The sequence below is a fragment of the Clostridium saudiense genome, assembly GCF_000577815.1.
GTDB lineage: Bacteria > Bacillota > Clostridia > Clostridiales > Clostridiaceae > Clostridium > Clostridium saudiense.
Genome location: NZ_CBYM010000032.1, coordinates 24,487 through 40,324 on the forward strand (window position 1 = coordinate 24,487; position 15,838 = coordinate 40,324).

The 15,838-nt window shown below is 26.2% G+C and carries 16 protein-coding genes; 6 read left to right on the plus strand and 10 right to left on the minus strand.

Going from position 1 to position 15,838, the window contains the following annotated elements; all coding sequences use genetic code 11:
* The first annotated feature begins 126 nt into the window (after window positions 1-126).
* Together TY07_RS13355 and TY07_RS17420 are read left to right on the plus strand one after the other, a co-directional pair.
* Window positions 127-726: a restriction endonuclease gene (locus TY07_RS13355; RefSeq protein ID WP_042400927.1), complete on the plus strand. Its 600-nt coding sequence runs from the start codon at window positions 127-129 to the stop codon at window positions 724-726.
* Window positions 704-1,216, plus strand: coding sequence for a restriction endonuclease (locus tag TY07_RS17420; RefSeq protein WP_052330732.1), 513 nt, complete (start codon window positions 704-706; stop codon window positions 1,214-1,216). Before TY07_RS13355 ends, TY07_RS17420 begins: the two co-directional genes overlap by 23 nt.
* Window positions 1,217-1,286: 70 nt before the next feature.
* Here the strand turns inward: TY07_RS17420 and TY07_RS13365 are convergent, their stop codons facing one another.
* Entirely contained in the window at window positions 1,287-2,540 is a 1,254-nt protein-coding gene (locus TY07_RS13365; RefSeq protein WP_198134002.1) for an MFS transporter, read from the minus strand.
* Window positions 2,541-2,712: 172 nt separating this feature from the next.
* Between TY07_RS13365 and TY07_RS13370 the strand changes: the two genes are divergently transcribed.
* Window positions 2,713-3,441, plus strand: coding sequence for an HAD family hydrolase (locus TY07_RS13370; RefSeq protein ID WP_042400930.1), 729 nt, complete (start codon window positions 2,713-2,715; stop codon window positions 3,439-3,441).
* 126 nt (window positions 3,442-3,567) lie between these two features.
* Here the strand turns inward: TY07_RS13370 and TY07_RS13375 are convergent, their stop codons facing one another.
* The 7 genes from TY07_RS13375 to TY07_RS13405 form a co-directional block, all read right to left on the minus strand.
* Entirely contained in the window at window positions 3,568-4,848 is a 1,281-nt protein-coding gene (locus TY07_RS13375) for an MFS transporter (RefSeq protein ID WP_042400933.1), read from the minus strand.
* 10 nt (window positions 4,849-4,858) lie between these two features.
* Window positions 4,859-6,160, minus strand: a complete 1,302-nt coding sequence (locus tag TY07_RS13380; RefSeq protein ID WP_042400935.1) for an alkaline phosphatase family protein — start codon at window positions 6,158-6,160, stop codon at window positions 4,859-4,861.
* A 140-nt stretch (window positions 6,161-6,300) separates the two neighbouring features.
* Window positions 6,301-7,728: a HAMP domain-containing sensor histidine kinase gene (locus TY07_RS13385; protein ID WP_042400938.1), complete on the minus strand. Its 1,428-nt coding sequence runs from the start codon at window positions 7,726-7,728 to the stop codon at window positions 6,301-6,303.
* Window positions 7,729-7,733: 5 nt separating this feature from the next.
* A complete protein-coding gene (locus tag TY07_RS13390) occupies window positions 7,734-8,417 on the minus strand; it encodes a response regulator transcription factor (RefSeq protein ID WP_042400942.1) in 684 nt (227 codons plus the stop codon).
* Between the two features lie 68 nt (window positions 8,418-8,485).
* The gene (locus tag TY07_RS13395) at window positions 8,486-9,802 is read right to left on the minus strand and encodes a putative periplasmic lipoprotein (RefSeq protein WP_042400945.1); all 1,317 of its coding nucleotides are present in this window, start codon (window positions 9,800-9,802) and stop codon (window positions 8,486-8,488) included.
* Between the two features lie 279 nt (window positions 9,803-10,081).
* Entirely contained in the window at window positions 10,082-10,921 is an 840-nt protein-coding gene (locus tag TY07_RS13400; protein WP_042400947.1) for a CvfB family protein, read from the minus strand.
* Between the two features lie 8 nt (window positions 10,922-10,929).
* Window positions 10,930-11,433 carry a gamma carbonic anhydrase family protein gene (locus TY07_RS13405; protein ID WP_042400950.1) on the minus strand — a complete coding sequence of 168 codons (504 nt, stop codon included), beginning with the start codon at window positions 11,431-11,433 and terminating at the stop codon, window positions 10,930-10,932.
* A 133-nt stretch (window positions 11,434-11,566) separates the two neighbouring features.
* On the opposite strand from TY07_RS13405, the gene TY07_RS13410 reads away from it, so the two are divergent.
* Complete coding sequence (locus TY07_RS13410) at window positions 11,567-12,595, plus strand: CehA/McbA family metallohydrolase (RefSeq protein ID WP_042400953.1); 1,029 nt, start codon at window positions 11,567-11,569, stop codon at window positions 12,593-12,595.
* A 33-nt stretch (window positions 12,596-12,628) separates the two neighbouring features.
* Here the strand turns inward: TY07_RS13410 and TY07_RS13415 are convergent, their stop codons facing one another.
* Window positions 12,629-12,994 (minus strand): hypothetical protein, encoded by a 366-nt coding sequence (locus TY07_RS13415; RefSeq protein WP_042400956.1) that lies wholly within the window; start codon window positions 12,992-12,994, stop codon window positions 12,629-12,631.
* Window positions 12,995-13,199: 205 nt separating this feature from the next.
* Here TY07_RS13415 and TY07_RS13420 point away from each other — a divergent pair, with 205 nt between their 5' ends.
* On the plus strand, window positions 13,200-13,667 hold the full coding sequence (locus TY07_RS13420; RefSeq protein WP_042400958.1) for an Lrp/AsnC ligand binding domain-containing protein: 468 nt from the start codon (window positions 13,200-13,202) through the stop codon (window positions 13,665-13,667).
* 103 nt (window positions 13,668-13,770) lie between these two features.
* Window positions 13,771-13,974: a DUF378 domain-containing protein gene (locus TY07_RS13425; protein WP_042400961.1), complete on the plus strand. Its 204-nt coding sequence runs from the start codon at window positions 13,771-13,773 to the stop codon at window positions 13,972-13,974.
* Between the two features lie 96 nt (window positions 13,975-14,070).
* Here TY07_RS13425 and TY07_RS13430 read toward each other — a convergent pair whose 3' ends face one another.
* The gene (locus TY07_RS13430) at window positions 14,071-15,813 is read right to left on the minus strand and encodes a phosphoenolpyruvate carboxykinase (ATP) (protein ID WP_042400965.1); all 1,743 of its coding nucleotides are present in this window, start codon (window positions 15,811-15,813) and stop codon (window positions 14,071-14,073) included.
* Window positions 15,814-15,838: the final 25 nt, after the last annotated feature.

A 15,838-nucleotide genomic window follows, 5' to 3' on the forward strand; every position in this document is an offset into this window, starting at 1 on the left:
ATATTAATTATTAATAATAATTATACCCTATTGTTTACAATAAAACAAATTTTTTAATATTAATAAATTTATTTTTATGTGAATATAAGTAAAAAAATTGTTCATACTTAAGAAGAGGTGATTTTTTTGGTATATTTTAGATTTATTCCACTTATTGTATTATCTTTTTTTGCTTTAAAATTCTTAATATCTTATATAGAAAAAGCAACAATTAATTTAAATAATAAGGCAATCAAAAGACAAATTGAGCTAGGATTGTTATCAATAAAAGATATACAAAGAAACAACTATAGTACTTTTCTTAAAATTATAAATATATATCTTGATATATTAGGATGTAAAGAAATTGTGGCTCTACCTGGTGGGAATAGTGATTTAACCAATTTTAAATGTACTCTAAATAATACTGATATTCTTATTTGTTGCATTCAAAATGACCTAATAGGTGAAACTGCCAAAGATGAAGATAAATGGGAATCAACTGGAAGGCCTGATGTGCAAAGCTTTTTAGCTCGAATGGTTCTTAATGATTGTAAAAAAGGAATTATTATTACTAATAGCACTTTTTCAAGTAATGCTATAGAATTTGCTAATAACCTTAACGCTCAAAATCGTGGAATAGAAATTAAACTTATTGATGGTTATGAATTAACAAAATCAATTAGAAATCATAAATATTATATTATTAAGGAGGGTTTAATAAATGAAGTTAAATACAATATATAGTTATTTTATAATAATTTTATTCTCTCCTTTAATAGGTAAGCTAATTAAAAATATTACTATTTATTATAAGTCCTATAAAGAATTAAAAAAAAGTGACTTACTTTATAACTTAGTTCATAGACTTACACCTCATGAATTTGAAATTTGGTGTAGTGAATATTTATCCAATATAGGCTTTAATAATATAGTTGTACTTCCTTTAGGACCAGATGGTGGAAAGGATATAATTTGTGAAAAAAATAGTGAAAAATTTTATGTTGAATGTAAAAGATATTCAATTTCTGATTCCATAACAGCCTTTGAAATTGAAAAACTATTAGGTGCAATGATTTGTGATAATATAAATAACGGAATAATAATAACTACAGGTACTATATCCGATGAAGCTAAATCTATTTTAAATAAAATAGAAAAACCCTATAATATTAGCATCATAAGTTCTAAAGATCTGGCTATTCCGTATACTGAATACGTTCTTAACCCTAATTAATATTTAGCTATCTCATTTTCCTCTCAATATATAAGGGATGTGTCATTTACTATGCACATCCCTTTTAATTTTACTTTTCTTTTCCTATAAACGTTACAGCTACACCTATAAGAGAAATTATTATAAATATGTAAAAGCTTCCAATGTATTGTGACTTAGAATAAACTCTTATTCCATCAATAATATTACCATTCCAACCTAAATCTAAAATAAAACCAATAATTAAACTTATAATTGAACTTCCAATAAATTCTCCTGAATTTACAATACTTGATGCTAGTCCACTATTTTCTATGTTGCAATAATTATTTATATCAGTAAATGCTACTATATGAGCCATAGCAAAAAATCCCATAAAAAAGAATATTATACTTAATTCAAATAATGTAGGCATTCCCTTTCTTATAAATAATATATAAATCCAAAATACAGAGTTTAAAATTGCTGCTATTCTTGGATAAATAATTATATTCTTTTTAAAAATCATTGTTGCCTTATCTACAAATAGCGAACCACAAACCAGTCCATATACTATAAATGCTACATAAAATGATGCTTTAGTTGTAGATACTCCATACACTGCAGTTAAATAATTTATTCCCCACAGGCCTGTAATTGTTGTAGTACATCCAACTAAGGTAAATAATACAAAAAAATTTCTCCAAGTTGCTTTTAATTTTAATACTTCTCTAATTGATTTAAATACATTAATCTTTATACTTTTAAGTTCTATTCCTTGTGGCTCAAAACCATATTCACGTGGAGAATTCTTAATATAAAACTTTATTATTATAGCTATTAAAACACAAATGCTACCCATTAAAATCACAGCTAGTCTCCATCCCATAAAACTTACTAAAATAGCTAATGGAAATGTTGCAATTACTCCCCCTAAATTTCCTATGAAAGATAACTTTCCAGATGCCTTCGTAAAATCATCTTTTTTAAACCATATAGTTTGAGCCTTTAAAACTGAAATAAATATAACTGATGTTCCAAGTCCAACTAATAATCTTCCTCCATAAGCTATTGTTACATTAGTTGCAATCCCTAATAAAATTGATCCTATTCCCGTTACCAATGCTCCATAATAACTTATTCTTTTATAACCTAAATAATCTAGTAATAACCCTGCAGGTATTTGCATAAATGCATATGTATAAAATGTAATTGAAGCAACATTTCCAAGTTCTGTTGCTGTTAATCCTAAATCTCTACTTAAATCTCCTGATATTACTCCAATAGCTCCTCTATGAAATAAAGACATCACAAATGAAATTGCCAATATACTCCATACTCTCCACTTATAAAAATTATAATTCACTTTTAACCTCCATATACTTCACTAATTTATATACTTTACTAATTTATATACTTTACAAATTTTATATTAATTTTATTAACAAATCAATTTTTGTAAAAAAATTCCCTATTTTCCATAACATAATGTTACAATAAATATATTAATATTTTTTTTATTAAGGAGATTATTTAATATGTATTCAAATTATATTTTCGATTTATATGGAACATTAGTAGATATTAATACAGATGAATCTAGCAAAGAGTTTTGGTACAAGCTTTCGTTATTCTATTCATTCAAAGGTGCTTTATATACGGCTGAAGAATTACAAACATCATATAATAATATGATAAAAACTAAATTACAAAGCTATACTAATACTAAATACCCTGACACACCACTTGAGCCTATTTTCAGTGAGTTATATAAACTTAAAGGAATTAATCCTTCTAAAGATCTTGTTATAGATACTGCTCATTTATTTAGAACATTATCAATAAAATATATTAAATTATATGATGGTGTAATTGAGCTATTAGAACTGCTAAAATCTAAAGGTAAAAATATTTATTTACTTTCTAATGCACAAAGAGTTTTTACTTTTTCAGAAATGAAAATGCTCGGAATTGAAAAATATTTTGATGACATTTTATTTTCTGCAGATTATGAAATATGTAAACCAGATATAAATTTTTACAATACATTAATAAAAAAGCATAACTTAGATATTAAAGATAGTATCATGATTGGAAATGATTATATTTGCGATATTGCTGGTGCAACTAATGCAGGACTTAATTCACTTTACCTACACTCTAATCTTTCACCTGAAATTAAAGGTCCTCTTACAAGCACCTATTCCATCATGAACATGGACATATCCAAAATATCCGAATTTATCATTGATAGTACGAAAAAATAAATATTAACTTGCATAAATTATATTAGTTTTATAACAATATATCTGGAAATAAAGAAAAAATAAATAGAATATATCCCAGGAATATTCTATTTATTTTTTTCCTATCATCATAAAGGCTCTTTACTTCTACATGCTTTCATTTGTAGTTATTACTTTATTACTTTCCTTAATATCTGGTACCTTCATCATAACAATACCACCTATAATAAATAAAATTATCAAACTTATTATTCCATTATTTGTTTTACCTGTTAATTGCGTAACTATCGCTACTAAGAATGGGCCTAATACTGCTGCAAATTTACCAAAAATACTATAAAACCCAAAATACTCTGCTGATTTCTCTTTTGGTACAAGCTTTGCAAAATATGATCTTGATATAGCTTGTATACCTCCTTGAGCTGACCCAACAAGCATTGCTAATATCCAAAAATCTAATACAGTTTTGATGAAGTATCCATAGCAGCAAATAAGAGCATAAGTTATTATTCCTGCCATTATTAGCTTTTTACCACCAAACTTTTCTGATAATTTTCCATAAATAATTGTAAATGGGAATGCAACAAATTGTGTTAGTAATAGTATTATTAGCAAGGAAATCATTGATATTCCTAAATCTGTACCATATGATGTTGCCATACTGATTATAGTATGAACACCATCTATATAGAAAAAGTATGCAATTAAAAATAACAATACTGCTTTATCCTTTTTTATATTCTTTAAAGTACTTCCTAAATCTTTAAATGAATTTTTTATAATATGACTTTGTTTTTCCACATAATATTTTTGATTAACATTCTTAACTAATGGTATTGTAAACACACCCCACCATATTGCTGTTATTAAAAATGTAATTTTACACGCCAATGTTAAACTCATATTAATTAAACCACTTTGAGATAACAAAACTACAACTATACAAAGTATAAAAGGAATAGTACTTCCTATATAACCCATACCATATCCCATAGATGATACATAATCCATCCTATCTTCTGTTGTAACATCAACTAAAAAAGCATCATAAAATACATTTGCACCACAAAATCCCACTGTACTTATTGTATAAATAACTAGTAAAGCAATTGGGTTATTTTCTGGTACAAAAACCAATAATACTGTTGCTATTAATCCAATGAAAAAAAATAAATTAAATAATTTCTTTTTATTTCCTTTATAATCAGCTATGTTACCCAATATTGGTGCAATCATCGCTACAATAAAGGTTGCTATTGATATAGTATAACCCCATAATGCTGTAGATGTTGCAGAACTCATACCACCTTGCTCTGCTACTAATTTAAAATAAATTGGTAATATTGTAGATGTAATTGTCATTGAATATGCCGAGTTTGCCCAGTCATATAAAATCCAGCTTTTTTCCTCTTTGTTTACCTTACTCATTCTCTTCCCCCTAAATATCTAATATTTTTTCTTCTGCCATACCATCTGCATCTTTTAAATCAATACCCAAAATTTTAGCAATTGTTGGTCCATGATTTATTAGTTTTCCATTTTCTAATACTATTCCACTTTTTATTCCTTTACCTGAAGCAATAAAAAATGTTTTATAATTATCTTTAGTAGGTAAATATCCATGTGCTGCCATTATTTTATGTTTTATCTTAAAAGACTTGTCCTGACTCAACTCTTCAATAGTTTTACCAAATAAATCATCTATAAAATAATAACCTTCTCTAGCTTCAACCATAAAAATAGCATCTCTATCTGCACCTAAATTACTTATTGAATCATTACTATAAATTTCTTCTATAGGACTATCTTTTTGATTTTTTAAATTATTTAATATTTCTTTTAATTTATTTATAATATCTTTATCATTTTTATTATTTAAATAAATATAACTACTACCATCACAACTTTTTGCTATAGCCTTATAACTTTTAACTTTATTATTTTTTACTTCTATAAGATTATTTTCCACTAATATTGAATTTAATCTAATTACACTGCTAACATCTATTTGACTATGATCTCCTAGAGCAATTATTGTTGAATCGTTATATATTCCAGAAATTTTTAATACTTCAACTATTTCTCCTAATCTATCATCATGTCGTTTCAATGCTTCAATGATTTGTTGACTTTTAACACCATACTTATGTTTTTGACTATCAACATCTACTAAATGAAGTAATAATAAATTAGGTTTTAATTCTCTAATTGTTTTCTTTGCAACTTCCATTGCAAAATTATCTAAATATGGTTGATCTATTCCGCTTCTTAAGTATCCAAATCTTTTATTCATACTTAACTGATAAAATATACTTCCTGCTAAAGCTGACTTTACTGCTTGATTATCATATTTTTTAGTACAGCATATCTCTGGCATATTATAAGTTATTTTACTTCTTGCAGTTACAGGCCATAAAATAGAACAAGTCTTCATCCCATTTTCCTCTGCTAAATCAAAAATCGTATCACCTTTGATATATTTTCTATACCAATACCAATCCGGATTATAACTTTTAAAATCTAAGATAGTATTATTTATGACCCCATGATTTTTAGGATACTTACCAGTCACTATCGTTGCATGCGCTGGATATGTTAAAGATGGATATATACTTTCCACATTTTTAATTAATGATCCCTCCTTTATTAATTTTGAGAAATTGGGCAGCTTACTTAAAAAATCCAAATCTTCTTTTGATACTGCATCAAAAGATATCACAATTACATGCTTCTTTTTCATTATGCCCTCCTAATATAACTCTACTTCATTATTGTTATATTTATTTTATTATAAAGTTAATTCTTTGTAAATTTTTTCCTTTTTTGAATATTATTCTCACTTTTATTTTGTATATAAAAAGCAATCCCTAAAACCAATAATTAATTGATTCTAGGGATTATTAATTTAAAACTTATTATATTTTCTTCTATTGCATATTCTAATTTTAAATTATTATCTTCCGCTAGTTTATTACAGATATATAATCCTAAACCGGAGCTTGTTATTCCTTCCTTCTTCAGAACAATATCATTACTATGCTTAACAAATGGATCAAATAAATTATCTTTTATTTTTTCTGGTATCTCATAAATCTCATTAGATACTTCAGTGATACATTTATAATCATCTTCATAAACTTTTACTGTAATTTCTTTTCCTGCTGTATATTTAATAGCATTATCTATGAGATTTACTATTATCGTATTAATATCCTCTTTATTAGAAACTATATTTATATTTTTAATATCGACATTTAATTTAATCTGAGCTTTTATTATTCTAATATTCATATCAGATATTTTACTATTGATAAGATTTCCTAAATCAAACTCTTCTTTAACTATACTTCGCTTTACTTCTCCTCTTGATATTTCAAGAATATTTTTTACAAGAGAATTTAATTTATTGCTTTCTTTAATGATTCTGTCTAATGCTCTATCTCTAAACGCTTCTTCTATTTCACATATATCATTATCTATTAATAATTGAGTATATCCACTTATTGCAGTTATTGGCGTCTTAAGTTCATGTGTTGCATTATTAAAAAACTCTCTACTTTTATTTTGCTCATTAATAATAACTTTCATTTGATCCTTTATTTCATTTTTCATAAAATTAAAGTTATTTGCTAGTACTGCCACTTCATCTTTAGTTTCAATTTTAATATCTTCTAACTCTTCTCCTTTACCAAATCTTTCTATAGCTTCTGATAAATTATTTAATGGTTTAGTAAGATTACTAATCATTCCACCTATTACAATTATTAACATTATAAAAATTGCAAACTGCCCAATAAATATAGTCATTAATATTTTTGTATTTTGATTATACTCTTGAAAGTAATTTCGCTGAACAATAATATTACCATAATAGTTTTCTTCTATGTATATGGGATAATTAAATGTCGCAATATATGAATTTTTTTCCTTTGTTAACATAAGCAAAGATTTCTTATCTTCACTTTCTTCTAATATTAAATTTACTTTTTTCTCACTTAACAAATTTCCTCTGCTCTTTAATATTTCATCTTTCTCTAACACTATCGCTACATAATTTCCAAACATATTGTACAATCCATCAACTACATTCTTAGCTCCTGATTCTACTTCTAAATTACTTTCACTATTATCAATTTGAAGCATAGCAAAATTTCTTGCTATAAACTTTATATTATTCATATTATCTTGTATGGTGCTTTCTAACTTATTATTAATTATAAAAAATATATACACACTAAGAAAAACATTTAATATCCCAACTATTACTATAGACCCTAATGTAACTTTTCCTCTAATAGTATTAAACATTTCATTTACCTCATAACATATCCAACACCAAATACAGTCTCTATTACAGTGCTATTTTTTTCCTCTCCAAGTTTTGCTCTAACTCTCCTAATATGAACATCAACAGTCCTTAAATCACCCTCATATTCCTCTCCCCAAACTCTATCTAATAAATCTTCTCTTGAAAATACTATATTTTTATTTCTATACAAAAAGCTTAGCAAATCAAACTCTTTTTTCTTTAATTCAATTTCTATTCCATCTTTATAAACTTTTCTATCACTTAAACTTATAAATAAACCTTTATCTAATATTTCCTGGGTAATATTAGACATAATATTACTATTTTTATTAACTCTTCTAAAAATACTTTTTATTCTTGCTGTTACTTCTCTTATTTCAAATGGTTTTGTTATATAATCATCTGCTCCTATTTCAATACCAAGAATCTTATCTATAACATCATTTCTTGCTGTTAACATTATTATAAAAGCTTTATCACAAATTTCTCTGCAAACCTGAAATCCATCTTTGTCTGGAAGCATAATATCCAAAAGAACTAAATCCGGTTTAAAAGTATGTACCATTTCAATAGCATCTTCTCCTTTATATACCCCTCTAACTTCATAACCTTCTTTTCTTAAGGCAAAGGTTAATATATCATTAATTGAAATTTCATCTTCTACAACCAATATTTTTTGATTTTCCATCTTGTCCCCTTATTCTTATTAATACATTCTAAAGTTTTACATATTAAGAATTATATCACATATACTACTTATTCTATATTTAATTTATAAATCTCATACTTAGATTCATATTCATTTCTATAATAATTAATCATTGTCTTTTCATCCTCATCCATAATCGCATAAAAACTACTCCCACTTTCTACTTCATACATATATTCCACAATATTATTTTTTACCCTACATAAGTAACTTTTTCCTTCCATAGAATTGTAATCACTTCTATTTATAATTAAGTATTTATCTGAATTTAAATTTGAAATAAAATAACTTATATTATTTTTATCTTTTTCAAATACGTTAATTTCTTTACTATCTAAATTAAATAAAACATGTTCTATTTCTTCTGCATTAAAATTGCCATACTCATCAATTTCATTTGGAATATATGTTTCTAAAATAATACTATTATCTAAAACTTTAGAATCCCAAACTCTAATCAATCTATTATCATAGTCAAATTTATAATATAGTTTTATATCATAAATATCATTATCAATATTTATTTCATATATTTCATTCTGAAAATAACCTCCAATTGCATAAAATTTATTATTCTTTTTACTATAAAATACATCTGCAATTACAGGAAATTCTAATGCACTTAATTCGCCTCCATAAATTATTGATTTCTTATTTTCTAAATCAAATAGAACCATTAAACTTTGTACATTATCATATGAACTATAATCAATTTTATCGTAATACCATCCAGAGTTATCATTTCCAGTTTCTTCATCCTCTGAACCACCATTTGTAATTACTCTATAACCATAATTATTATTTTCTTCTATTACATTATAGCTACCTGAAGACATCATGCCTTGATTATCTTCATTCGTTAAAAATTCAATATTTATATTTCCATTTTCATCTTTAACTGGAGTAGCCACTTTAATTTCTTCTTTCTTTGTAATATTTATTTCTGGCAATTTCATTCTTTCTCCAGTAGCATTGTCTACCATATAATAATTATCATCTTTTTTCCCACCCCAGCCGATAGCAACTCTATTTTTATAACTCATATCTATATATTCTTCATACCCTGATATTTTACTTACTTTTACTAAGCCTTCCTCCTCAGAATAATATGAATTATACATCTCTTCGTCAGTCCAATTATCTGATAATTTCACTATTACTCCATATATCTTATCTTCATAAATAAATCCAGGTTCAAAAGTGTACCCTTCTTCTAAGGGTATATTTAATTCTTCCTTTGTTATCTTTTGGGAATTTCTAATTTCATCCATTAATACATTATCATTTACTACTATTGTCTTATCTTTTTCTGAACACCCAGTAAAAGTAAATATAATAGTTAAAAAAAATATATATTTTCTCATATTATTCACCTCTTTAAGAAATTTATATTAGATTATCGTTGTAACATTCCAAGCACTTCTAATGCTTTACTTTATACTTAAATTATAGTTCCTACTTTTTACATACTATAGTTTACTTATTGCTAAATTGTTACGTATCAAAAATATTTTATATTCAATATCAAAAAGAGCACTGTATTTACAGTGCTCTCCTTAAGAACGCAAACTTAAATATTTCAAATTTGCTTATAACTTTTATTACTTAAACTAAATGTACTACATATTACTTGAACCTTGTTACTAAATAAGTTTACTTCCTTCTTTATCTTGAGTAAGCTTTCCAGCCTTCATAAGACCACCTAAAGCCATCTTAAAGTAATTCTTACTAGTTCCAAAAGTTGCTCTTATATCTTCTGGATTAGATTTATCATTAAACTCCATAAATCCACCATTCTTTCTCATATATGCAACTATCTTTTCTTGAAGTTCATCTCTTTCACTTAATCTAGTCTTTCTTGGAGTTAATCCAATTACTCCATCTTCATAAAGTCTTTTAACTCTTAATTTCATTTCATATCCAGGATGCACTTCATCATAATACTCATTAGGTAAAACTAATCCTCTATACTTAGCATCAATTGCAACATTTAAAGTTCCTGATGGAGTCTTTGAAAATACCATTGCAGTAACTTCATCTCCAACTTTAAATGTTCCTTCTTCTGCAACATCAATATAAGGTTCAACTTCTGTTGTAGCTGCAAGTCTTCCTGTTTTATCTACATATATGTAAAATAAATATTTTTTTCCTGTATGTAATTTATATCTTTGCTCTTTTAAAGGCACAAATATATCTCTGTCTAATCCAAAATCAACAAATGCACCAAATTCCCCTTGATGTACTACTTTTAAGTATGCTACATCTCCTACTATTGCTAAAGGCTTTTTAAAAGTAGCTATTGGTCTATCTTTAGAATCTCTATATATAAATACAGTAACTTCTTTACCAACTTCTACCCCCATTCCTTCTGCTAAAGACTTTGGAAGCAAAACATCTTCTCTGCTTTGTTTATCCATTAAATAAAAACCAAAGTCCTTTTCTCTATCTACTATTAACGTATTGTATTCACCTATTCTTAACATATGTCCTCCTATTTTTTATATTTTTTACTTAAGCTAACATAATTATCAGCAGAACGTTGTATACTTTCAATTTCTGCTTCTGTTAGTTGCCTTATAACCTTTGCTGGATTTCCTAAGATAAGAACACCTTCTGGAAACTCTTTTCCTTGAGTAACTAAACTCCCTGCTCCTATAATAGTATTCTTTCCAATTTTAGCATTATTTAATATTATTGACCCCATTCCTACAAGTACATTATCACTTATACTACATCCATGAATAATTGTTCCATGACCTATTGTTACATTCTTTCCTATAATACATGGAGAATTAATGTCTACATGCACTACTGAATTTTCTTGAATATTAGTATTTTCACCAATAATGATATTATTCATATCACCTCTAAGTCTAGTACCAAACCATATATTTACGTTTTCTTCAACATTAACTTTTCCTATTATATCAACACTTTCAGAAATGTATGTATTTTTATTTATTCTAGGAGTAACTCCCTCAAAATCCATAATCATATTATTCAAACTCCCTTATCTTTGAAATTCACCATAAAGTTTCACTTTATTTTATCACCCTTTATAATTATTGTCATTATTTTAATGTGTTTAATACTATATATAAGTAAGTAATAATTTTTGAGGCGAATTTGTGGGTAAAAGTAAACATAAAAACAAAGTAAGTTTTGATCAAAATAAATTAAAATATTATTATGGTATTCCTCACTGTCATTCAAGCTATTCAACTGGGAAGGGTACACCATTAGATTTATATCAATTTGCAATCAAATGTAAATTAGACTTTTTATTTGTAACTGACCATAATGATTTTTTATCAAATAAAACTTCCGTAAAGGATAGCACTTTAACGAGATGGAACGCTACAAATTACTATGCTAATAAAATAAAAAAAAGCGAAGATGATTTTCTGCCTATTGTTGGGTTTGAATGTAAAACCATTCCTTATGGTGATTTTAATATAATAAACCCTTCTAATTACTTTACAGGTAGTATAAAAGACCTAAGACTATTAACTTTATGGATGTTAAATAACAATCAAGCTTTTATAATAATCAATCATCCACATAAAGAAGTTGGAAAACTTCGATATAGTGAATTCTTTAATAAAATAATAACATCTATAGAAGTGTATAATGGTAATCCCGCAAGTAAATATACAAAACATGAAAAATACTATTACCAATTACTTGATGATGGTTGGAAATTAGGTGCTATTAACGGGCAAGATAATCATAGAATTAATTTTGATCAAGCAGATTATCTTACAGCATATATTGCAAATGATTTATCAAAGAATTCATTAATTGATGCTTTTAGAAGCCATAGAACATATTCTACTGAATCAAGATTTTTAAAACTTCATTTCACAATTGATGAAACATTTATGGGTGAAACAATCTCAATATATTCACCTAAAATAAAGTTTTCTATTTTTACTGAAGATATTCGATATAAAATTAAAGAAATACAAATTCTTTCAAACGGAGGTACTATAATAAAAAAAGTAGATGATATAAATTTAAATAGTATAAAATATATTTATGAACACCAAAACTCTCCAAAAGAAACTTGGTATGTAATAAAAGTCTTACAAGAAGACAATAAAACTGCTGTAAGCTCACCTATCTTTATTAATCATTTAAATGTTAATCACATTTAAAAATAATAAAAGCGCCTTTAAATGGCGCTTTTATTATTTTTTATTATTTGTGTTATTTTGTGCATTATTCAAATGCTTAACTCTATTTGGCTTAGCTTTTGGTCTTATTTCTATCTTTTTCTCTTTTTGCTTTGGTCCACCAGTTGTAACAATATCCATAAACCATAAAAAGAAAGTAACTGTTAATATTGTTAATAAAAATGATACCCATACAATATTTTTACCTAAAATAGCAGGCATAAATATTTGTAAAATAAATAATACTATTGCAATTCCTAGTGGTATATATTTATTTATTCTAACTTTAGAAAATACATATTTTCTACCTAAAAACATTACACCAAATACTATAGCTAATAAAACTAAAAAATATAATAGTGTTCCTAAAAAATTCGCCATTAATCGTTCTCCTTCCTATTATCTTTCTACTATATATATTACTGTCAAATTTACATATTTTCAAGACGCTTTTATTTCCATATATTGATAATTTATTAATGTTATTATTCTTTTTTATAATAATATTACTTTAATGCTTCATTTTTTATGTAAAATTTGATAAAATATATTAAAGATATTATAAATTTATTAAAGGGGTGTTATTATGGGTTTAAGCCAAGCCTATCAACTTGATGATTTAGATCTTCAAATTTTAGATATATTAATAAAAGATTGTAGAACGCCATATTTAGAAATCGCTAGATTATGTCATGTAAGTGGTGGAACTATTCACGTTCGTATGAAAAAAATGGAGGAGCTTGGAATAATAAAAGGTACAAAAATACTTTTAAATCTTCCTAAGCTTGGATATGATGTTTGCTGCTTTGTTGGTATTTACATCGATAAAACATCATCATTCTCTGAAGTTTTTGACGAAATGTCTAAAATTAAGGAAGTTGTAGAATTACATTTAACAACAGGAGATTATTCTGTATTTGCTAAAGTTATTTGTAAAAATATAAGCGATCTTCAAGACATATTATTAAATAAGATAAATGTAATTTCAGGAATTCAAAGAACTGATACTATAATTTCCTTAAATCAACCTATTGATAGAAATATTTCTATTTAATAAAACGGAATAATATTTTAAAGTAATACAGTCTTCTCATGAATATATATGACTCTTTTGGAAAAGATAAGTATGTTATCAAAACTAAAGGAGTTGTTTTTTTATGAAAATTTTAGATACTATAGTACTTTGTCTGGTTATCATTGGTTCTGTTAACTGGGGATTAATAGGCTTCTTCCAATTTGATCTTGTAGCAGCAATCTTTGGTGATATGACTATGTTTAGTAGAATAATCTATGCGATAATAGGTATCTGTGGATTATATGCTATTTCATTTTTTGCTAAAGATAGGTTTATAAAAAAATAAGTTAGTTAATATGTATAATAAAAAATAACTGGATTATATTCAAAAATTAATATAATCCAGTTATTTTTTCACCATTATATGCTGATTAACAATTTGTTATAACTCTTTAATTATTTCAAATAAATCTAGAGCTGCCTTTCTTGGTCCTTGTTGCTCTTTTCCTTTAATACCTAAGCAAGTTTTTATTTGTCCGACTTTTACATTTCCATTAAACATAGTATTAAAATACTTCTCTATCAATATGTCTGTTTCTTCTTGCTTTTGTGCTGGTCCAAATGGATTTGCGAAATAACTTTGTACCAGCCCTTCTTCAGTTGTAGTTCCTTTGGCCATTCTTGGTCCTGTTTTAAATAGTTTTTTTGCATCTTCTACATTATCAAAATAATCTATAGATTTTTCTCCTTCTGAAACATCAGTAAAATTATTAGCATATAATAATACATCAATTTTATATCCTTTTACTATTTCACTATAAGGTGAAACTGGCATTACTAACCTTGCATTAATCTTATCCGGATTCATAAATATACTTCTATCTATTTCTCTAAATGCATATCCTTGAGCTAAATCATCTAATCTAACAAAAGCTCCTATTTCTGTACCATAGCCATAAACCTCACCATTAATTTCCTTAAATGTTCCCATATCATCAAAAATTACAGTCATATTACTTATATACTCTTCACTCATTGTTCTAAATGCTTCAAGGCTTTCAGATTTACCTGCCCCACTATCCCCCATAATCACAACATTTGCATGTTTTCCATTTTTCATTTGTATATTAACCATAGCTCCATGTATAGGTAAATTTCCTCTTTTAATCATTATTAAATTATGCAATGTCAAAATCATTTTTTTCATATATCCAAAATAATCTATTTCTTCTGAATAATTAACATAACCTAGCATAATATTATTTTCATCATCATCATAAAAAACAGTTTTTAATTCTTCTCCATCATTTATACCAAATACATATATAATATCTGGTCTTCTACCCCTACATTCTTCCTTAGTCGCTACTTCAAATAAATTACACAATGTAATTCCATGATTCATATAATCTCTATGAAAATAAACATAAGCTATTAATTCACCTACTTTAATAGGACAACAGAACCAATGATCCTTATTTATATGTGTATACTTTAATGGATTTTCTTGTACTTCTGTAAACATTCCATTTCTAGTATTTTTCTTTGGATAAGTAATAAATGGTGGTTCTAGTAAAATGCAATCAATAAAATTTATATCCTCTAAAATTTCATATCCTCTTGGGATTGGCCATAGTAACTTATTAATCATAATGCTACAATTTCCACCAGCCGTAAGTTGTCTAAATACTAAAGGATATCTACCTAATACATTTTGCTCAATTTTTCTGTAAAACTTTAATATTAGCTTTTCAAAAGATGAATTTGCTTCGGTAAAGTTCATAGCAGCAAGTCCTTGACTAATTTTATCATTTTGTATTATCGTATATCTTTCTAATCTTCTCCAAAATAAATAAAAATCTTCAATTACCTTAATGAAATCTTCTTTACTTCCTAATAGCCCCTCATATTTAGGATTAAACTCCACTATCTCCTTTACATCCATTATTGTTAACCATTTAAACACTTGAGTCATATCTTCTCTTAATCTTGATAAATCAGTAGTATTTAATGAGCTTACTAAATATCTGTATGATAATGTTCTTTTCTTTTCTGCTTTTTTTAGATAAACACTTAAAACTCTTCTAAAGCCTTCACTCTCTAATAAGCTTTCAAAATTATTACAATATCTAGCCGAAAAATTCATCAATACTTTATCATTGCTTATTGAAAATTCTTTTTTCATATTTCTCCCCCTAATATTTTTTTCC